The sequence below is a fragment of the Enterobacter cloacae complex sp. IR53030 genome, assembly GCF_049238365.1.
Lineage (GTDB): Bacteria > Pseudomonadota > Gammaproteobacteria > Enterobacterales > Enterobacteriaceae > Enterobacter > Enterobacter kobei.
On record NZ_JBMKHA010000015.1, the window covers coordinates 15,097 to 32,391 of the forward strand.

Below are 17,295 nucleotides of genomic sequence, written 5' to 3' on the forward strand. Positions count from 1 at the left end.
AGCCTCTCCCTGAACATTTCATCTTCCATCCAATGCCACTCTACTGGAGTGGCTTTTATGCCCGTTTTAAAAGGAATCAACTATGACCCGTTTAGCCAGCCGCTTTGGTGCAGTCAACCTTGTTCGTCGTGACCGCCCGTTAACTCGCGACGAACTGGCCCATTATGTGCCCAGTGTCTTCAGCGAAGAAAAGCATGAATCCCGTAGTGATCGCTATACCTACATCCCGACAATTACCCTTCTCGATAACTTGCAACGCGAAGGCTTCCAGCCATTCTTCGCGTGTCAAACCAGGGTCCGCGACCAGAGCAAACGAGAGCATACGAAGCACATGCTGCGCCTGCGTCGTGAAGGCCAGATTACTGGCAAACAGGTTCCCGAAATTATTCTGCTGAACAGCCACGACGGCTCCAGCTCATATCAGATGCTACCGGGGTTATTCAGAGCAGTTTGCCAAAATGGGCTGATTTGCGGTGAGAGTTTTGGCGAAGTACGCGTGCCGCATAAAGGCAACGTAGTAGAGAAAGTCATCGAAGGGGCCTACGAAGTACTGGGAATATTTGACCGCGTAGAAGAGAAACGCGATTCCATGCAGTCGCTTTTGTTGCCGCCGCCCGCTCAGCAGGCTATGGCGAAAGCGGCGCTGACATATCGCTTCGGTGAGGAGCACCAACCGGTGACAGAGACGCAGATACTTTCCCCACGCCGCTGGCAGGATGAGAGTAACGACCTGTGGACCACTTATCAGCGCATTCAGGAAAACCTGATTAAAGGCGGGCTATCGGGGAGAACAACCAAAGGAAAGCGCGCCCATACCCGAGCAGTGAAAGGTATTGACGGTGATGTGAAGCTCAACCGGGCCCTCTGGGTGATGGCTGAGAATATGCTGCAGCTTGCTTCATGATCTCTTCCACTATTTTCCCTTAACGCCTTTCCGAAGATTCGGAAGGGCTTTTCTTTCTAAGGAGCAACCATGTCTACGATCAATTTATCCCCGGTATTTCCTGCAAACGAGCAGCGAGTCATCCAGCGAGCATTACGTCTGCTGGAGAAATACCAGCGTCAACCGAGTGAGTCATTTACCTCTGCCAGCCTTACAAAAACCTGGCTGCAACTGCAGATGGCTCACCTGGAGCGGGAAGTCTTCATTGTAATGTATCTCGACAATCAGCATTGCCTGCTAGAGCGGGAAACACTGTTTACCGGCACGCTCAGCCATACCGAAGTGCATCCCCGCGAAGTGGTTAAATCAGCCCTGAAACATAACGCTGCTGCGGTCATTTTGGCGCATAACCACCCGTCCGGCACGACAGAAATCAGCCAGCAGGATAAACATGTCACTCAGCGAATTGCTAAAGCCTTGGCTCTGGTGGAAGTGCGTGTGCTGGATCATCTTGTGGTCGGGAACGAAGTGGTGTCTTTTGCTGAATGTGGCTTGTTATGAGGTGCAGAATGAAAATCATCAGTAAGCGCCAGGCGATGCATATTTATCGTCAGCATCCCGAATCCAGGCTATCTGCCTTCTGTACAGGTCACTACCAGTGGCATGGCAGTGTATGCCATTACTATGGATATGAAGTTCAGCATATCAGCGGCGTACTCGCTGTTTTTGTTGAACGTCGTCAGGACCGGGCAGGTCCGTACGCTATTCTTCGCTGCGTGACGGTGAACTAATCATCCCACTCAATCATTGAGGAGTATATTAATGCAGTCGACCACCATATCCGGCACATCGGCGAAGAACACATCCTGCCTTCAGTGGGGATTAAAACGTAATATCACGCCGTGCTTCGGCGCTCGTCTGGTACAGGAAGGCAAGCGCCTATACTTTTTGGCTGACCGGGCAGGATTTAATGGCTCATTCAGTGACGCAGAAGCATTGAGTCTGGACCAAGCGTTTCCACTAATGGTGAAACAGCTTGAGCGGATGCTGACAACTGGCGAGCTTGATCCTCACAACCAGCACTGCGTCACACTGCATCACAATGGACTTACTTGTGAAGCTGACACTCTCGGCTCTTATGGCTACGTTTATATCGCCATTTATCCCCATCAGCTATAACCAGTTAACACCTTCCTCTACTTTTATCAGGGAATCAACTCATGCATATTTCGACTGTACCGAAAACAGTGACGGTTTCGTCACGCCTGTCTCCTGTCCAAGTTTGGCAAAAACTATTAACGTATATTTTAGAGCATCATTACGGCCTCACGATCAACGACACACCGTTCAGTAACGATACGACGATTCAGGAACATATAGAGGCGGGAGTGAATCTTACTGATGCTGTTAATTTCCTTGTGGAACGATTCGAGCTTGTGCGCATTGACCAGAAGAGTTTCTCCTGGCAGGATCAAGAACCTTGGATAACATCTTTGGATGTTCATCGGGCACAGTCCAACCTTGGCTTGAAACGCCCATAAATCAGCCAACTGATCCTTAAGGAAAACATGTGGGGGCATAATCGGGGGCACATCAGTAAAGCGCATAGGAAAATAATCAATAAATTCAACATGATTAACCACCAAATGCGACTCCTGTGATCTCCGCCAGTCCCCTACCACCGGTAGTTGTAATTTTGGGAATTGGGATTCATTACTCTTTCAATGCCATTTTCTATTAATCCTTTTCTTAATGCTTTGCTGATTAAAAGGAAACTAGGAATTTCCAATAATTTTTTCCCATTAATTTTAACTTTTGAACAATTAGTAAGTAAGTTACCTTTAGACTGATTGAATGGGAAACTATGGTTTCTGTTATATCCATGCTGAGCAAGAAGTTTTGATCTTAACAATAAAGCTCTATAAATAGTAGAAACTAACCATCCATCCAGTTCTCTTAACTGACCCTCATTCGTGACGAGTGGGTAGAAGCTCATGACACCTTTAAAGAAAATTCTTTTTGACCTTCCAGAAAGAAAGTTTTTAATGGTAGTATCCTGAAGACCACCGTACATATACCTTCTAATCTGAACCATTGCTCTTAAAAAATTTACATCTTTATCATTGGCAGGAATTGACTGACCAGCAAGATTCCCCTTTTTTAACGGCTGAATAAGGTTTCTGTATAAAAGATAAGATATTTGTTTTTTTATTTTAAGAACTGATGAGTGTTTAATAGATACCTTATCTACAGCTAAAGAGTAACCTAAAAAATCGAGACTTTTCTTTGATACTATCTCAGATTTTAATCCATCCTTTGTTAATAAAGATATTCCGTCTGATTTCTTTACGTTAATTTTTACACCAGCATTCTTTGAAAATTCCGTAATCAAATTAAAGGCATTACAGATTTTTGAATACTCTCTGGTCCAAACAATTGTATCATCCGCATATCGAGAGAACTTTACACCTTCTCTTTCAAGTGCTTGATCAAAATTCCAGCAGCACAAATTAGCTAAAAATAGGCTAATTGATGTACCTTGAGGGATGCCTACACTTCGCTCAGCAAGAAACGCCTTAATTATATATTTCTCTTCTTGACTAATATAAAAACCATTGAGATTAAACTGTTCAAAAAGGAACCTATGTTCAATAGTCCCGAAAAAATCTGAAAAATCGAATTCTGCAATAAACATCCTTTCACTAAGTGATAGGTCTACGAATATATCCTGTATTGCAAAATGAACATTTCTGTCGTTTCTGTATGCATAAGAAAAGGAGCTAAATCGATGCTTATTTTTTTCTAAAAGGCGATTAAAGAAAAACTTTGAAACCGCAGCATCAGGTATTTGATATATTGATACAGTTCTTTCACCACCACCTTTTTTTGGAATCTGTTTTAAATGAACCTCACTTGGTCTATATGTTCTATTTTCAATTTTCCTAGCTATAGAATGCGCGATTGATTTGTGTTTTCGTAATACGTGGAATGGATTAAATCTTTTATCTTTCTCCCAATAATCAGGAGTATGGATTTCCTTAGCCTTAGTATATGAATGACCGAAACGTTTAATGTTCCTGACATGCTCAAGATGCAATCTATTATGATACGCGTGGTAGCGTTTAATAAGTTTTTTGGCTTCTTCTTTAATAATTTCACTTAAAGATTCTTCAAGATTCATTTTATCCTCCATAAAAAAACCCGAGACATGGCTCGGGTTGTTCCGCGGTGCAAGCCCAAGTAAAAGTAAGTTATCACTTGGTTGGAAAAGGTTCGACCCCACTCCCCCATCGACCCATAAAATGGATCGGAGACCTCTTTCGAGGCAGAAGGCAAGACCACTACACCTATTAGGCGCTGGAGAAAGAATGCATCAAGAATCAGTTAAAAACAACTTTGATATGAGATTAAACTGAAAAAATGCAACTATTGCGAACTAAGTCGCATTCTACATGCCTCTTTAACCCACTTACTAAAATTCCCTTTCCCTGCAGCCTTCTCAATCTGCTCCAAAAGCTCATCCTCAAAGCGGATGTTCTTCATCGTGCTTCTGGTGCGGTCAAAATTTGGCTTCTTTTTCTCTTGCATGGTAGGTACCACTTCGGTTAATTTATCTTCATGTGGTACCTACCACATGGATTTGGAATTTTGACAACGCCCAGCAGTGTTGGAGCACTAAAGGGCGTCTAACCTCACCAACTATCAAGGAGTTGATTATGGCTGATTCGCATTCTACCCCAGACACTGACCAATCCGGAACCGAGCGTTCGTTAATTGTGGGATACCGCCCGAATGTTTTCGACAAATCCACGCCCAATATCATTCTGTCCGGCAAATGGCTTCGAGCCGCAGGCTTTGATACCGGGCAGCAGGTCACCGTCAAGGTGATGAAAGGGTGCATCGTTCTGGTGGCGTATAGCGAGCAGGAGCAGCGGTTGCAGGAAGATTATAAGCGGACGAAGGCGAAGCTCAGTGAGATAGAGAAAGCCCTTGCCGCGATTCAAATTCAGCATCCTGGAAAGTACCTCGCAAAATCAAATACAAACCACCTGGCTTAGCGTCGGTTTCTGGCGTTAATCGTTAAAAAGACGGAGCCGACATGGTTGATAAAAACGTAATCTAATTTCCGGCTGATGAATTTGTTATGTTGTCAGTGAGGACGGTAAGGTTCGCATCCCATGTCGCTTTGAACATGCAACGCTCTGGCTGTCGCAAGCAGCCATTGTGGCTCTCTAGCAAGTCTCTCCTCAAGCCATTACTGAGCATATTAAAGCCGTTTACGAAGAAGGTAAGCCTGAATAAAAACAACATGTAAGGCTTACTTATAAGTTCAGCAAGAAAGTGGCTGGTAAATGGAAAAAGAATTTAAAGAGTAGCCATAGTCATACTGTCCCCCTACCTTCCTTGCCAGCATGACTCGAAAAAACACTGGAAGACGCCTCGCAATTTCTCACAAATACAATCATTTAGATGCACCGTATTTGTCATACTTCTGCCACTCGCTACCTGGTTGCCAATGACAGCCATTGCATTTATTAACTACAGCTTATATCCTGTATATAAGCTACAGCTTATCATGGAAGAGAGCATGTGGACGGTACTGTTCGGAAAGGTGTTTGAGCTATGGTTGCTTGAACAGGAAGAAGGGTTACAGGAAAAGGTGCTGGCAGACATGCTAAATCTACAAAACTTTGGACCTCGTCTTCCTCGTCCCTATGCCGATACTGTAAAAGGCTCGCAATATAACAATATGAAAGAGTTACGTATTCAATATGCTGGCCGTCCGATTCGTGCTTTATTCGCATTTGACCCCGAACGTCAGGCGATTGTGCTTTGCGCAGGCAACAAGAGTAACGACAAGGCATTTTATGAAAAACTCATTCGCATTGCAGATGATGAATTTACCCGGCATCTGACAAGCCTGGAGACAGCCAAGTGAAAACCCTAAATGAATTAATTGCATCACGCTCACCGGAAAGCCAACAACGAATTAAAGAAATGGCAGAGGAAATGATCCTTGAAACGGGTCTGCAACTTTTACGTGAAGAGCTCAGACTTTCGCAAAAAAATGTTGCCGAGCTAATGGGGGTGAGCCAGCCCGCAGTAACACAAATAGAGCAACGTGGAAATGAACTAAAAATTGCCACGCTTAAGCGCTACATTGAGGCAATGGGTGGGAAACTTTGTATTGACGTTGAACTTCCAACAGGAAAACGCGTTGCGTTTCATATCTAACAAGTGTGATTCCTGCGTTAAGTAAATATTTACTTAGCCAACCGCATATGCAGCAACGGAAACGCATTCCCCTGCCCGTCAAGTTCCGAGCGCCCAACCTGCTCAAATCCCATATGCCGATAAAACGCGACTCCCTGCGGATTCTGCTCATTCACGTCCACTTCGTTCGCGCCGAACTCTGCGATGGCGTGTTTAAGCAGCAGTTTCCCGACACCCTTCCCGCGACTCGCATCATCCACAAACAACATTTCAATGCGGTTTTCATCCACGCCTAAAAAGCCGTGAATAACGCCTGCGTCATCGCGGGCTATCACGGCCTTGAGATTGGGGAGATACGCGTTGAGCAATAGCGGACGCAGCGCCGCAATATCGCTTTCCTGTAAAAAGTGATGGGTGGCGCGGACGGAGGATTCCCAGATCGCGACCAGGCGATCGAAGTGTGATGAGTGTGCGGTTTCGATTTTCATGGGGGGATCATGTCTGGAAAACCTAATTCTTTCAAGTCACTCTGTGCGCCTTGTTCCCCCCTCACCCTAGCCCTCTCCCTCAGGGAGAGGGAATAAACAGTGCTACACCCTCACTTCCATCACCGCATACACCCCATCCTTCGGCACGACCACGGTGACGTTTTCCACCGGTACGCCCGCCGCCAGGTGAATATCCTGCAGCTGCTGTAGCGTCCTCGGGTGGATATCCTCCCAGCCGATACCCCGCAGCACAAAGTCAATCTGCGGGCTGCTGGTCAGCATGTTTGAGACAATCACCGCCCCGCCGGGCTTGACCAGCCGCAGCGCGCGCTGGAGAAAAATCACCGCGTCGGCGTCGTTGAAGTATTCGAAAATCCCCAGCGCGTCGACCAGTTCGGCCTGATGCTCGCCCAGCTCCAGCAGCAGGTCCTCGTTACGCACCAGCGTGTGCACCAGGTTGCGCCTGAGCAGGGTCAGCTGTTCGCCCACCACAATGCCTTCCTGCGCCGCCATGGTTTCGGCCCAGCTAAGCGCCACGGGGTCTTTATCCACCAGCGTGAGATAGACCTGCTGGCCATCGAGCTTTGCTTCGCGCAGCGCCTCCAGCACCGGAATGGCGGCGCCGCTTGCCAGGCTGACCCAGTTGTTCTCACTCTCATTGTGAATGTACTTCTCCACCAGCGCGGCAAGCACCCGGGCGCGGGCGCGCACGCCGATGGCATCGTTCGCGTGGATAAACCACTGGCGACTGTCGCTGTCCATCTTTGTGCCGTCCGGCAGGCGATCCTCAAGCGGGTTTTGCACCACAAACAGCGCCAGCGCGGAGGGCACCAGCCGGGTGCGCCATGCGGTAAGCGCCGGACGGTTGCGAAAGGCCTGTTCGGAATAGCGGTTCTGCGGGACGAGCACAGCCTGCCCCCCTTCCTGATATTCGACCTGCGGAGGGCGAAGCGCTGGCTCGGCTTTCAGCGCCCGATCGAGCGCAGCGATTTCACGGGCAGCATCGTCTTTCATCGGCCACTGGTCGCTGACGTCGGGAAAGGACGCACTGAAAATCGTCATGTTTTTCGGTGCGTCACCACGAAAAGGCTGCCAGATCATAACGTCTTCCCTCCGTTGGGCTTTTAACGGAAGTCTATCCAGGCGAGTCCGTAATACCCTACGAAGAAAGCACGATCTTTACTGCTTCAACCACACCAGTTGGTCAACCCGGAAGCCCAGACTGCGCGCGGTGTTCAGGTAATCCTGCTTCACCGCATCCGGGATGGTCGGCGTGCGTGACAAAATCCACAGATAATCGCGGTTCGGGCCGCTGACCAGCGCGTACTGGTACTTGTCGTCCAGTTTGATTACGTTATACCCGCCGTAGAACGGACCGAAGAACGACACCTTCAGCGCGGCGGTGGTCGGCTCGCCGGTGAAGTACGCTTTCCCCTCACTTTCATTCCACTTGTTTTTCACCGGATCGTAACCCCGGTTCAGCACGCTGATACCGCCGTCGCTACGCTTGCCGTAGGTGGCGGTCACCTGCTCCAGACCGCGTTCAAAGCGGTTTTCAAGGCGCGCGACTTCGTACCATTTGCCGAGATAGCGGCTGGCTTCAAAATGAGTAATAGGCTGCACGCCTTTCGGCGGCGTAGGGGATTTACAGGCAACCAGGGTCAGCGCAATGGCAACACCGGTCACAACAGGCCATAGCTTCATGAGAATTCCTTTCATTTGCACGGTTGGATGTTAAGTGTAGTGCACCGTTTCGGCGCTTCATCCCGTTCGGGAAAATTCGTAGTATATTGAGAGTATTCCTCCACTCTGGACACGGACATGGCTTACTCCATCGGCGAATTCGCCAGACTCAGCGGCATTACCGCCACCACCCTCCGGGCGTGGCAGCGTCGCTACGGTTTACTCAAGCCACAGCGCACGGAAGGCGGTCACCGCCAGTACAGCGATGAGGACGTCCAGCAGGCGCTGAAAATCCTCGACTGGGTCAAAAAAGGCGTCCCAATCGGCCAGGTCAAACCGCTGCTGGAGCGCCCGACGCTGGGGCGGACCAACAACTGGCAAACCCTGCAGCAGAACATGCTGCAGCGCCTGCAGGACGGCAAAGTCGAATCCCTGCGCCAGATGATTTACGACGCCGGACGCGAGTACCCAAGACCAGAGCTGGTCGCGAACGTGCTGCGTCCGCTGCGCAGCCAGGTCTCGGCTAACGTTGCCGCCGCCATGACCCTGCGCGCGATCCTCGACGGCATCATCATCGCCTACACCTCGTTTTGTCTCGAAGGTGATAAGAAAGCGCCGGGCGACAATATTCTGCTCAGCGGCTGGCATCTCAACGACCCGTGCGAGATCTGGCTTGAGGCCTTAACGCGCACCGGTCAGGGTCACCGGATCGATATCCTGCCGGTTCCCCCTGCCACGCTGGCTCCGGAGATTTTCCCGGAGCGGAAATGGCTTCTGGTCACCAGCGGCAAACTCACCGCCGGACGGAAAAAGCAGCTGGAGCAGTGGCAGCAGCAGGTATCGCTTGAAGTGATTATCCTCTGATCATTTTCTGCTGTGGGAATCTTCACGAAAAGTTGAATATTTTCCCGCGCCGCAGATGCTAACGTTTTCCTGTGACGAATAACTCCACAGGAAAACACCATGAAAAAAACAACCCCTCTGCTGTTCCTGGCCGCCATGGCCTTTGCCCCTGCCGCCTTTAGCGCCCCTGCCGGCACGCTGAGCGTCCACATTCTCGACCAGCAAACCGGGATGCCGCCATCAGACGTGACCGTTACGCTGGAGAAGCAGCAGCAGGACAAATGGACCCCGGTTGCCAGCGGCAAAACCGACCACGACGGACGTATCAAATCGCTCTATCCGCAGGACCAGGACATGCAGCCTGGCGTGTATAAAGTGACCTTTAAAACCGCAGAGTACTTCCACGGCAAAAAGCTGGACACCTTCTTCCCGGAGATCCCGGTGCTGTTTACCGTGACCCGCACCAACGAAAAGCTGCACATCCCGCTTCTGCTGAGTCAGTACGGTTACTCAACCTACAAGGGCAGTTAAGACGCATTGATTCTAAAGGAATAAAAAAAATAGTTCCGCGAATACTTGGACAAATTAGTCATGTTGTGTAAGTTTTAATTATATGAACGGGAGGACCACACCATGACAACGAAACCTGTGCTCGGTATTAGCGGATGTTTGACCGGCTCCGCCGTACGTTTTGACGGCGGACACAAGCGTATGGGCTTCGTTATGGATGAGCTGGCCCAGTGGGTGAATTTCCGCCCCGTCTGCCCGGAAATGGCGATCGGCCTGCCGACGCCTCGCCCGGCCATACGCCTGACGCTGACGGACAGCGGCGAGACGCAGCTCCGTTTCAGCAAGCCGCCTCATGATGACCTCACGCAGAAAATGGCCGACTTTACGGCGGAATATCTGCCAAAAATCGGCGATCTTTCGGGATTTATCGTCTGTGCAAAATCCCCAAGCTGTGGCCTGGAACGCGTGCGGCTGTACGATGAAAACGGCAACCGGGGCCGCAAGGAGGGCGTCGGGCTGTTCACCGCCGCCCTTCTTGAAACCTACCCATGGCTGCCCGTCGAGGAAGATGGTCGGCTGCACGACCCTGTGCTGCGGGAAAACTTTATTGAGCGGGTATTTGCCCTGCACGAGCTAAACACGCTGCGCGCTAAAGGTCTGACGCGACGTGGGCTGCTGGATTTCCACAGCCGCTATAAATTGCAGCTGCTGGCGCACCATCAGGCGGGCTACCGTGAAATCGGCCCGTTCGTTGCCTCGCTGCACGAGTGGGAAGACCTGGACGCCTTCTTCGTGGCGTACCGGGAAAAGCTGATGACGATCCTGAAAAAACCGGCTTCGCGTAAGAACCACACCAACGTGCTGATGCATATTCAGGGGTATTTCCGCAACCAGCTAAACACCCGCCAGCGCGGTGAGTTGCGCGACGTGATCCTGCACTATCGCAACGGGCAGTTACCTATTCTCGCCCCGATCACGCTGCTGAAGCACTACCTGGCCGAATATCCTGACCGGTATCTGATGACGCAAAACTACTTTGATCCCTATCCTGATGATTTGGGTCTGCGTCTGGCAGTCAAGTGATCACAAAAATGCGAAGGCCCCATTGACCCGTAGAGGCCCAAAGCAGTACCCCGTTTAGACGACATCCTCACTGTCGTCTCTTTTTTGCATTTAACCTCAAAGACTGTGATTATATACAGGCTTATTCTGCAAAAAGGGGCCTGCCCGTGATCAACACCCTGCACATTCAAAACTACCGCTCCATACGCGAGATGTCGCTTGAGCTGGAACAGCTAAACATCGTCTTCGGCCCGAACGGCACCGGGAAATCCAATATTTACAAGGCGATACACCTGATGCACAGCGCCGCCCAGGGGCAGTTCTCCCAGGCGCTGGCGAACGAGGGCGGCATTCTGAAGGTGTTCTGGGCAGGCAAAACCCGCAGCGACCAGCTGCGGCGGATGAACCTGGCGGTGGAAACCGAGACCTACGAATACGAGCTGCAGGTTGGGTTTGTGGAGAGGCTGCCCTATCCCTCGCAGTTTCAGCTCGACCCGGTGATCAAAGAGGAGTCCATCTGGCTGAGCGGCCAGCATCGACGCCCGTCGTCACAGCTGATGAAGCGTAAGAATCAGGCGGTGTTTCTGAATAACGTGCATCACGAGAAAGTGACCCACAGCGGCACGCTGTACGAGAACGAATCGGTGTTCGGGCAGCTCGGCGAACCGCATCTTTACCCGGAAGTGTCGCAGATGCGCGAGTCCCTGCGTAACTGGCGCTTTTATCATGAGTTTTCCGTCTCATCCGGCTCGGCGATGCGTGCCCCGCAGGTCGGGTTCCGTTCCCCGGTGCTGGCCAGCGACGGTGCCAACCTGGCAGCGGCGTTTCAGACCATCGTGGAGATTGGCGACGAACTGCTCCTGATGCGCATCCTCGACCAGGCCTTCCCCGGCTGCGTGTTTTACAGCGACAACACCGGCGGACGTTTTCGCATGATGATGCAGCGCGAGGGGCTGAGCAGGCCGCTGGAACCGGCGGAGTTCTCCGACGGCACCCTGCGCTTTCTGTGCCTGGCGGTGGCGCTGTTAAGCCCGCGCCCACCGGCGTTTATCGCGTTGAACGAACCGGAAAACAGCCTGCATCCGCAGATGCTCCCCGCGCTGGCGAGCTTAATCGCCGAGGCCAGCCGCTACTCGCAGATTTGGCTCACCAGCCACTCGCCGGAGCTGGCGAAGTTGATTGAGAAACAGAGATCGTTTTCGCTGTACCAGCTGTCGATGGCGGAGGGGGAGACGAAGGTGGAGAGGCTGGGGTAGCTCAATCTCTTCATACCCAACTTACCGGGGTGGAACTTCCACGCTAGCTATGCAGACGAAACGTCTTTCGCCACTCCGCAGGACTTACCCCAAAACGCGCCTTAAACTGCTGTCGCCAGGTGACGGCAGAATTAAATCCCACCAGCTCGGCCACGCGTTCAATCGGCATATTTCCGGCTTCAAGCAGGATCTGGCTACGCCGCAGGCGTTCGGCGGTAAGCCAGTCGGCGACGCTCATTCCTGTGGCTTTAATAAAGTGACGGGTCAGCGTGCGGCGGCTCATCGAAACCACCTCCGCCAGCGAGTCCAGGCTATGCGGTTCGGTGATGTGCTGCTGTAGATAGTCGATCAGGCAATTGATACGTGCATCGCGGGTGTCATTCGGAACAGGCTGAGCAATAAACTGCGCCTGACCGCCCTCGCGGTGCGGCGGCACAATCATCCGCCGGGCAATCTGGTTGGCGACCACGCTGCCAAAGCGCTGACGAATGATATACAGGCAACAGTCCAGCGCGGCGGCGGTACCGGCAGAGGTGATGATATTGCCGTCATCCACATAGAGGGCATTGATATCCAGCTGGACGTGCGGAAAGAGCGACTGGAACTGATTTTCGAACTCCCAGTGGGTGGCAGCGCGCTTGCCGTCGAGAATGCCCGCATAGCCCAGCACAAACGACCCCAGACACAGCCCGACGATTTCCGCGCCGTTGTCTCTCGCCTGCACCAGGCTGTCGAGCAGCGTCTGAGGCGGGCGTTCGAGGACGTGCTGCCAGTAGGGAACAACGACTATATCGGCCCGACCAATGGCGGTGTAGTCCTGCGTGGCGTTGAGGGCGAACCCGTCTTTTGAGGTGAGGAACCCCGGCGTTTCGGCGCAGATCGTCACGTTAAAGCGCTTTTCGCCGGAGACGGAATCGCCAAACAGAATGCAGGGAACGGAGTAGTGGAACGGGCTGAACCCGTCTACCGCGACAATCGCGACGTTGATTAGCGACATCTGTCTCTCCTTTCCCTTTAACGCACTCAGAATATAACGGTTTCGCCATCCTGGGGAATGGTCACTGCGTCACCCACCTGATTGGCTTCAACGTACTCACGCAGCGCGCTGCGGGTCAACAGGCAGTGGTTAATCGCCTCCATATGGCTCGCCACTATTTTGGCCTGTGGGAGCAGGAAATGAACGTTGAGCACATCTTCCTGGCCCATAATGATGGGCCCAAAACCAAGCACGTGGGCATATCCGGCATTAAGTACCACCACGTCCGGCTGGTGCTTTTGCAGATCGGCCGCCACCGCGTCACGCCAGACGGTATCCCCGGCAAGATAAAGCGTCTTCTCATCAGGATGACGCAGCACCACGCCACAGGCCTCGCCCAGACGCTCCGCCAGCTCCGGCACGGCGTAAGCCCGGTCGGTACCGTGTTGGCCGCCGTGGGTTTTAGCAATCTGAATATCGCCGAAGAAGGTCGCGTCGGTCATGACCGTCAGGTTGCTAAACCCCTGGCTGCGCAGCAGCGCGGCGTCACGGTCGTTTTGCACGTAGATCGGTTTGTCTTTGGCGATCAGCTCCGCCGCGGTGCGATCCCAGTGATCGTCATGGGTATGGGTGACGATCACCGCGTCGGCGTTCAGCAGCGTGTTGACGTCAACAGGGAGTTCGACCGTCGGGTTACGGCGTTCGGCATGCGCCGTGCCGGGAAAGCCCGGATAAGCATCTTTCGGGGCCAGCATCGGGTCGATTAAAAGACGTTTCCCGGCGTAGGTAATCAGCAGGGTGGCGTTGCGAATTTGGGTAATGTTCATGGGCTATCCTCCGGTTGGTGTGATAAGGAGGATAGCCCGACGTCGCAGGCCACGCTGTGGGTTAAAGGGCGATTACCGATGGAATCGGGCCAATTTAAACTCCGCGTTTTCAGGCAGAATTTACCAGCCCGGTACCGCTCCGCCGTTAAAGATCGTCTCAGCCGCTTTCGCCACTTCCGGTGACTGATACGACTGGATAAATTCCTTCACGTTCTCCGCGTCTTTGTTGTCTTCGCGCGCCACCACGATGTTCACGTACGGCGAATTTTTATCTTCAATAAAGACGCTGTCATGCACCGGCGACAGCCCGGTTTGCTGAAGATAGGTGGTGCTGATGATGGCGACATCCACTTTGGGATCGTCCAGCACGCGCGGCAGTTGCGCCCCTTCCAGCTCCATGATGTTCAGATGTTTAGGGTTAGCGGTAATATCCAGCGCCGTCGGCAGCAGGCCGGTGTCTGGCTTCAGGGTAATGAGCTTCTCTTTTTGCAGCAGCAACAGCGCACGGCCAAGGTTGGTTGGGTCGTTTGGAATGGCAATGGTCGCACCGTTCTTCAGGTCCGAAACGGATTTGATTTTGCGTGAATAACCGGCCATCGGGAACACGAAGGTATTCGCCACGGCAACCAGCTTGTAGCCATGCGCCTTGTTATCTTCTGCAAGGAACGGACGGTGCTGAAAGACATTGGCATCCAGCTCCCCCTGGTTGGTAGCATCGTTAGGCAATAGCGAGCCGCTGAAACCGACCAGCTCCACGTCCAGGCCATATTTCTCTTTCGCCACCTTTTTGGCGACTTCCGCTACGTCCTGCTCGGCGCCGTTGATGACGCCTACTTTAATGTGTCTGGCATCGCTGCCATTTTGATCGCACCCTGCCAGCAGCAGGCCAGCGAGGACCAGCGCACCCAATCGACGTTTCACGAGACAGTTCCTTTTGCTGAATGTTTCAATGACTATATCGACAACGAGGCGGGGAAATAAAAAACGAAAAAGAATCAATAAGAAGGATAAGTTATATGCGGGTATCGCCGGATGGCTCTGCGGTTCCCCGGCCCGCAGAATCAGAATTTAAAGCGCTTTCGTCAGGTAATGACGCTGCATACCCGGGTATGGGTAATCCTGCAAAGACATCTGCAGCTGGTAGCCCTGTTTTTCATAGAACGGGCGCGCCTGGAAGCTAACGGTATCCACCAGCGCGTGCTTGCAGCCTTTACGCCTGGCTTCATTTTCCGCCGTGTTGATAAGCTGGCTGCCCACACCGCTGCCCCGTACGGTATCGCTCACCCAGAGATAGTCGATATTCAGCCAGTCGCCTTTACGTACGCCAATTAAGCCGCCCAGCATGACGCCCTTTTCGTCTCGAACGTAAACGCCTATGTCACCGCTAAAGTTCGTCAAATCGAGGAACCGTCCGTTATAGGCTCTCAGACCCACAAGTAGCTCTTCTTTTTCCTGCGGCGTGACGGCGTCAGTAATGCTCAAGTGCATATTTTCTCTCCTTGTTTTCTGTGCCGTCTCACTATCGCACACCGGTGGCGTGGAGAAAATTCATACTTTCGACTGGCGTCGCTACACTGAATGTAACGATATATTTCATGGGAAGCATGTGACTTCTAAAGGGGGTTTTGATGAAAGCTGCGCACCTGGTCTGCCTGCTGGTTTGTCTGCTCTTCGCCGCGTTTGTCCATGCTCAGGAAAAGGATGACCCCGCGAAAGAGGCGCAAATAAAGCAGCAGGTCCTTAAAGATATTAAGAAAACCTGTACGCCACAGAGAAAGCAGAGCGATAAAGCCTGGCAGGAGATGATTTTGTCGTCCGAGGCCAATCAGTTGCTGATCAAAAATGCCGTTACCGCCGTGAAGCGCGACAACCTGGACGCCTACTGGGCGGCGATTGGTCAGGTGGATTGTATGGAAGATTATTGAGGGCTGGAAACGTGCTTCTCGCCGGGTGGCGGCTGCGCCTTACCCGGCCTACACAACATTTTTAACGCTTACGCACATCCGGAATAATTAAATCCCCACGCAGAACGTAGGACCCCAGCATCTGCGTTTTCTCCGTCAGCCAGCTCACGATACGCGCCGCCATGGCATCCATGGAATATTCAATGGCCGGGATCACCGGAATACCCGGCAGGTGCAGGGATCCAGCAAGGCTGAAGACCATAATGTCTTCCGGCACGGATTTATTAAACGCCTGCAGCTGTGGGATCACTCGCTGGGCTTCTTGCTCGTCCGCCACCAGTAATGCGTTGAAATTCAGCGTGCTGGCGTTGTTAAGCAGCTCCTGTAGCGCAACGGACGAGGAGGTCGCGTCCATAAAGACGAGGTTGCGATTAAAGGGCAGGAAATTTTTCTCCAGCGCATGTTTGTAGCCGAGCAGCACCTGATCGGCAAAACCGCTGCCGTGCGGGTGGATCAGGGCAATCTGGCGACGACCCTGGCTGGTCAGGTAGTTACAGGCGGTTTCAGCGGCAAAGGCGTGATCGAACTGGATGCTGTTGGAATTATCGGACTCCATACAGTCCACGAGGATGACGTTGTCCATATCCACGTCCAGCGGGAAACGCGCGCCGATGACGAGGATGTCATCACACAAACCGCAGGAGAGCTCTTCGAGCGCATTCATTACTTCGGCTTTGCTATGCGCGAAGCGCAGCAGCAGGTGTTTTTGATGCTGGCTGAGATGTTTTTCCAGCGCGTACAAATAACCGGTGGTCTGGTTAATATTTTCCTGTGCGCAAATGACGCCGATACATCCCGTCGACTGGCTCAGCAGCGACTGGGCAATCACATTAGGCCGGTAGTTAAGCTCATCCACTGCCTTCAGAACGGCCTGACGGCTGGCTTCCTTTACGCCACGCGACCCACTCAACACTCGCGATACCGTGGCTTTAGATACCCCGGCAAGACGTGATACATCATTGATTGTCGACATCTCTTTCCCCTGACAGGCTTACCTCGCGCCTGCAAATTCCATGACCGCTTCGGCTCATATTATAGCCAGAACGGAGTATATCCGTTTCCGTTTTCCATGGAAACCGATTTTCCGTTTCCACTCAAAATGATGTCAAAACAGCCAAATTATGTGACATACATCCGGTTAATTAGCCTCATAAGTAAGGGATCTTGATGGTTGTCACACTTCTGTCTTTTATGAATGGAAACCGGTTTCCGTATAATGTCCAATCATTCCCGCAATAACTTTTTACATTTAGAGGATGGTTGTCGATGTTCAAGATTATGCTGTGCTGCTCTGCCGGGATGTCCACCAGCCTGTTGGTCAGCAAAATGGTCGATGTCGCGAAAGAACGTGGTTTGCCGGTGAAAATAGATGCGTACGGTGTTTCCGAATTTGATACGCAGTTTCCGCAATACCAGGTGGTGCTTCTCGGACCACAAGTGAAATACATGTTACAGACACTCTCAGACAAGGCGGCTACGAAAGGCATTCCGGTCCAGCCCATCGACATGATGGACTACGGCATGCAGCGTGGCGATAAAGTACTGGACTATGCTCTGTCGCTCATCGAAGCGGCACACTAAAAGGTGTT

Annotated in this window: 24 protein-coding genes and 1 pseudogene; 15 read left to right on the top strand and 10 right to left on the bottom strand. The window is 52.0% G+C overall.

Annotation, left to right across the window (positions count from 1 at the left end; genetic code table 11):
* The first annotated feature begins 82 nt into the window (after positions 1–82).
* The 5 genes from ACOTXR_RS15625 to ACOTXR_RS15645 all read left to right on the top strand — a co-directional run bounded on the left by ACOTXR_RS15625 (position 83) and on the right by ACOTXR_RS15645 (position 2,424).
* On the top strand, positions 83–904 hold the full coding sequence (locus ACOTXR_RS15625) for a DUF932 domain-containing protein (RefSeq protein WP_044599778.1): 822 nt from the start codon (positions 83–85) through the stop codon (positions 902–904).
* 69 nt (positions 905–973) lie between these two features.
* Positions 974–1,444, top strand: a complete 471-nt coding sequence (gene radC, locus ACOTXR_RS15630) for a RadC family protein (RefSeq protein WP_023305179.1) — start codon at positions 974–976, stop codon at positions 1,442–1,444.
* A gap of 8 nt (positions 1,445–1,452) precedes the next feature.
* The gene (locus ACOTXR_RS15635; protein WP_057696015.1) at positions 1,453–1,674 is read left to right on the top strand and encodes a DUF987 family protein; all 222 of its coding nucleotides are present in this window, start codon (positions 1,453–1,455) and stop codon (positions 1,672–1,674) included.
* A gap of 31 nt (positions 1,675–1,705) precedes the next feature.
* Positions 1,706–2,062 carry a type IV toxin-antitoxin system YeeU family antitoxin gene (locus ACOTXR_RS15640; RefSeq protein ID WP_057696016.1) on the top strand — a complete coding sequence of 119 codons (357 nt, stop codon included), beginning with the start codon at positions 1,706–1,708 and terminating at the stop codon, positions 2,060–2,062.
* Between the two features lie 41 nt (positions 2,063–2,103).
* Entirely contained in the window at positions 2,104–2,424 is a 321-nt protein-coding gene (locus ACOTXR_RS15645; RefSeq protein WP_071605960.1) for a TA system toxin CbtA family protein, read from the top strand.
* A 134-nt stretch (positions 2,425–2,558) separates the two neighbouring features.
* Here the strand turns inward: ACOTXR_RS15645 and ACOTXR_RS15650 are convergent, their stop codons facing one another.
* Together ACOTXR_RS15650 and ACOTXR_RS15655 are read right to left on the bottom strand one after the other, a co-directional pair.
* Positions 2,559–4,064, bottom strand: coding sequence for a reverse transcriptase domain-containing protein (locus ACOTXR_RS15650; protein ID WP_058690223.1), 1,506 nt, complete (start codon positions 4,062–4,064; stop codon positions 2,559–2,561).
* 245 nt (positions 4,065–4,309) lie between these two features.
* Positions 4,310–4,471, bottom strand: a complete 162-nt coding sequence (locus ACOTXR_RS15655) for a YlcI/YnfO family protein (protein WP_072205328.1) — start codon at positions 4,469–4,471, stop codon at positions 4,310–4,312.
* Positions 4,472–4,599: 128 nt separating this feature from the next.
* Between ACOTXR_RS15655 and ACOTXR_RS15660 the strand changes: the two genes are divergently transcribed.
* The 4 genes and pseudogenes from ACOTXR_RS15660 (at position 4,600) to ACOTXR_RS15675 (ending at position 6,118) form a co-directional block, all read left to right on the top strand.
* Positions 4,600–4,941, top strand: coding sequence for a SymE family type I addiction module toxin (locus ACOTXR_RS15660; protein WP_058690222.1), 342 nt, complete (start codon positions 4,600–4,602; stop codon positions 4,939–4,941).
* A gap of 86 nt (positions 4,942–5,027) precedes the next feature.
* A pseudogene (locus ACOTXR_RS15665) lies at positions 5,028–5,208 on the top strand (hydroxyacid dehydrogenase); the annotation flags it as partial.
* A gap of 263 nt (positions 5,209–5,471) precedes the next feature.
* Entirely contained in the window at positions 5,472–5,822 is a 351-nt protein-coding gene (locus ACOTXR_RS15670) for a type II toxin-antitoxin system RelE/ParE family toxin (RefSeq protein ID WP_058690226.1), read from the top strand.
* Positions 5,819–6,118, top strand: a complete 300-nt coding sequence (locus ACOTXR_RS15675) for a helix-turn-helix domain-containing protein (RefSeq protein WP_032635284.1) — start codon at positions 5,819–5,821, stop codon at positions 6,116–6,118. Before ACOTXR_RS15670 ends, ACOTXR_RS15675 begins: the two co-directional genes overlap by 4 nt.
* Before the next feature lie 29 nt (positions 6,119–6,147).
* Here the strand turns inward: ACOTXR_RS15675 and ACOTXR_RS15680 are convergent, their stop codons facing one another.
* The 3 genes from ACOTXR_RS15680 to ACOTXR_RS15690 all read right to left on the bottom strand — a co-directional run bounded on the left by ACOTXR_RS15680 (position 6,148) and on the right by ACOTXR_RS15690 (position 8,289).
* Entirely contained in the window at positions 6,148–6,585 is a 438-nt protein-coding gene (locus ACOTXR_RS15680; protein WP_058690221.1) for an acetyltransferase, read from the bottom strand.
* A 102-nt stretch (positions 6,586–6,687) separates the two neighbouring features.
* Entirely contained in the window at positions 6,688–7,686 is a 999-nt protein-coding gene (locus ACOTXR_RS15685) for a class I SAM-dependent methyltransferase (protein WP_058690220.1), read from the bottom strand.
* Between the two features lie 78 nt (positions 7,687–7,764).
* On the bottom strand, positions 7,765–8,289 hold the full coding sequence (locus tag ACOTXR_RS15690) for a lipocalin family protein (protein WP_421767052.1): 525 nt from the start codon (positions 8,287–8,289) through the stop codon (positions 7,765–7,767).
* Between the two features lie 117 nt (positions 8,290–8,406).
* Between ACOTXR_RS15690 and ACOTXR_RS15695 the strand changes: the two genes are divergently transcribed.
* The 4 genes from ACOTXR_RS15695 (at position 8,407) to ACOTXR_RS15710 (ending at position 11,939) form a co-directional block, all read left to right on the top strand.
* Complete coding sequence (locus tag ACOTXR_RS15695; protein WP_014881955.1) at positions 8,407–9,132, top strand: MerR family transcriptional regulator; 726 nt, start codon at positions 8,407–8,409, stop codon at positions 9,130–9,132.
* A gap of 99 nt (positions 9,133–9,231) precedes the next feature.
* Positions 9,232–9,642 (top strand): hydroxyisourate hydrolase, encoded by a 411-nt coding sequence (gene uraH, locus ACOTXR_RS15700; RefSeq protein ID WP_014881954.1) that lies wholly within the window; start codon positions 9,232–9,234, stop codon positions 9,640–9,642.
* Positions 9,643–9,744: 102 nt separating this feature from the next.
* Positions 9,745–10,704: a YbgA family protein gene (locus tag ACOTXR_RS15705; protein WP_023336511.1), complete on the top strand. Its 960-nt coding sequence runs from the start codon at positions 9,745–9,747 to the stop codon at positions 10,702–10,704.
* 146 nt (positions 10,705–10,850) lie between these two features.
* Positions 10,851–11,939: an AAA family ATPase gene (locus tag ACOTXR_RS15710; protein WP_014881952.1), complete on the top strand. Its 1,089-nt coding sequence runs from the start codon at positions 10,851–10,853 to the stop codon at positions 11,937–11,939.
* Between the two features lie 43 nt (positions 11,940–11,982).
* Here ACOTXR_RS15710 and ACOTXR_RS15715 read toward each other — a convergent pair whose 3' ends face one another.
* The 4 genes from ACOTXR_RS15715 to ACOTXR_RS15730 form a co-directional block, all read right to left on the bottom strand.
* Positions 11,983–12,936: a GlxA family transcriptional regulator gene (locus tag ACOTXR_RS15715; RefSeq protein WP_014881951.1), complete on the bottom strand. Its 954-nt coding sequence runs from the start codon at positions 12,934–12,936 to the stop codon at positions 11,983–11,985.
* A 26-nt stretch (positions 12,937–12,962) separates the two neighbouring features.
* Complete coding sequence (locus tag ACOTXR_RS15720; RefSeq protein WP_047361323.1) at positions 12,963–13,742, bottom strand: MBL fold metallo-hydrolase; 780 nt, start codon at positions 13,740–13,742, stop codon at positions 12,963–12,965.
* Positions 13,743–13,862: 120 nt separating this feature from the next.
* A complete protein-coding gene (gene nlpA / locus ACOTXR_RS15725) occupies positions 13,863–14,663 on the bottom strand; it encodes a lipoprotein NlpA (RefSeq protein ID WP_014881949.1) in 801 nt (266 codons plus the stop codon).
* A gap of 147 nt (positions 14,664–14,810) precedes the next feature.
* Positions 14,811–15,230 (bottom strand): GNAT family N-acetyltransferase, encoded by a 420-nt coding sequence (locus tag ACOTXR_RS15730; RefSeq protein WP_014881948.1) that lies wholly within the window; start codon positions 15,228–15,230, stop codon positions 14,811–14,813.
* Between the two features lie 140 nt (positions 15,231–15,370).
* Between ACOTXR_RS15730 and ACOTXR_RS15735 the strand changes: the two genes are divergently transcribed.
* Positions 15,371–15,667 carry a YicS family protein gene (locus tag ACOTXR_RS15735; protein WP_014881947.1) on the top strand — a complete coding sequence of 99 codons (297 nt, stop codon included), beginning with the start codon at positions 15,371–15,373 and terminating at the stop codon, positions 15,665–15,667.
* 61 nt (positions 15,668–15,728) lie between these two features.
* Here ACOTXR_RS15735 and ACOTXR_RS15740 read toward each other — a convergent pair whose 3' ends face one another.
* Positions 15,729–16,679, bottom strand: a complete 951-nt coding sequence (locus ACOTXR_RS15740) for a LacI family DNA-binding transcriptional regulator (protein ID WP_014881946.1) — start codon at positions 16,677–16,679, stop codon at positions 15,729–15,731.
* 293 nt (positions 16,680–16,972) lie between these two features.
* Here ACOTXR_RS15740 and ACOTXR_RS15745 point away from each other — a divergent pair, with 293 nt between their 5' ends.
* Entirely contained in the window at positions 16,973–17,287 is a 315-nt protein-coding gene (locus ACOTXR_RS15745; protein WP_014830072.1) for a PTS sugar transporter subunit IIB, read from the top strand.
* Positions 17,288–17,295: the final 8 nt, after the last annotated feature.

Bases quoted from the DNA above. Each gene is read 5' to 3' on its own strand.
- ACOTXR_RS15645 (WP_071605960.1), top strand. From the start codon at position 2,104: ATGCATATTTCGACTGTACCGAAAACAGTGACGGTTTCGTCACGCCTG.
- ACOTXR_RS15680 (WP_058690221.1), bottom strand. From the start codon at position 6,585: ATGAAAATCGAAACCGCACACTCATCACACTTCGATCGCCTGGTCGCG.
- ACOTXR_RS15640 (WP_057696016.1), top strand. From the start codon at position 1,706: ATGCAGTCGACCACCATATCCGGCACATCGGCGAAGAACACATCCTGC.
- ACOTXR_RS15695 (WP_014881955.1), top strand. From the start codon at position 8,407: ATGGCTTACTCCATCGGCGAATTCGCCAGACTCAGCGGCATTACCGCC.
- ACOTXR_RS15670 (WP_058690226.1), top strand. From the start codon at position 5,472: ATGTGGACGGTACTGTTCGGAAAGGTGTTTGAGCTATGGTTGCTTGAA.
- ACOTXR_RS15715 (WP_014881951.1), bottom strand. From the start codon at position 12,936: ATGTCGCTAATCAACGTCGCGATTGTCGCGGTAGACGGGTTCAGCCCG.
- ACOTXR_RS15685 (WP_058690220.1), bottom strand. From the start codon at position 7,686: ATGATCTGGCAGCCTTTTCGTGGTGACGCACCGAAAAACATGACGATT.
- ACOTXR_RS15735 (WP_014881947.1), top strand. From the start codon at position 15,371: ATGAAAGCTGCGCACCTGGTCTGCCTGCTGGTTTGTCTGCTCTTCGCC.
- ACOTXR_RS15705 (WP_023336511.1), top strand. From the start codon at position 9,745: ATGACAACGAAACCTGTGCTCGGTATTAGCGGATGTTTGACCGGCTCC.
- ACOTXR_RS15720 (WP_047361323.1), bottom strand. From the start codon at position 13,742: ATGAACATTACCCAAATTCGCAACGCCACCCTGCTGATTACCTACGCC.
- uraH (WP_014881954.1), top strand. From the start codon at position 9,232: ATGAAAAAAACAACCCCTCTGCTGTTCCTGGCCGCCATGGCCTTTGCC.
- ACOTXR_RS15650 (WP_058690223.1), bottom strand. From the start codon at position 4,064: ATGAATCTTGAAGAATCTTTAAGTGAAATTATTAAAGAAGAAGCCAAA.
- ACOTXR_RS15655 (WP_072205328.1), bottom strand. From the start codon at position 4,471: ATGCAAGAGAAAAAGAAGCCAAATTTTGACCGCACCAGAAGCACGATG.
- ACOTXR_RS15690 (WP_421767052.1), bottom strand. From the start codon at position 8,289: ATGAAGCTATGGCCTGTTGTGACCGGTGTTGCCATTGCGCTGACCCTG.
- radC (WP_023305179.1), top strand. From the start codon at position 974: ATGTCTACGATCAATTTATCCCCGGTATTTCCTGCAAACGAGCAGCGA.
- ACOTXR_RS15745 (WP_014830072.1), top strand. From the start codon at position 16,973: ATGTTCAAGATTATGCTGTGCTGCTCTGCCGGGATGTCCACCAGCCTG.
- ACOTXR_RS15740 (WP_014881946.1), bottom strand. From the start codon at position 16,679: ATGTCGACAATCAATGATGTATCACGTCTTGCCGGGGTATCTAAAGCC.
- ACOTXR_RS15660 (WP_058690222.1), top strand. From the start codon at position 4,600: ATGGCTGATTCGCATTCTACCCCAGACACTGACCAATCCGGAACCGAG.
- ACOTXR_RS15625 (WP_044599778.1), top strand. From the start codon at position 83: ATGACCCGTTTAGCCAGCCGCTTTGGTGCAGTCAACCTTGTTCGTCGT.
- ACOTXR_RS15730 (WP_014881948.1), bottom strand. From the start codon at position 15,230: ATGCACTTGAGCATTACTGACGCCGTCACGCCGCAGGAAAAAGAAGAG.
- ACOTXR_RS15635 (WP_057696015.1), top strand. From the start codon at position 1,453: ATGAAAATCATCAGTAAGCGCCAGGCGATGCATATTTATCGTCAGCAT.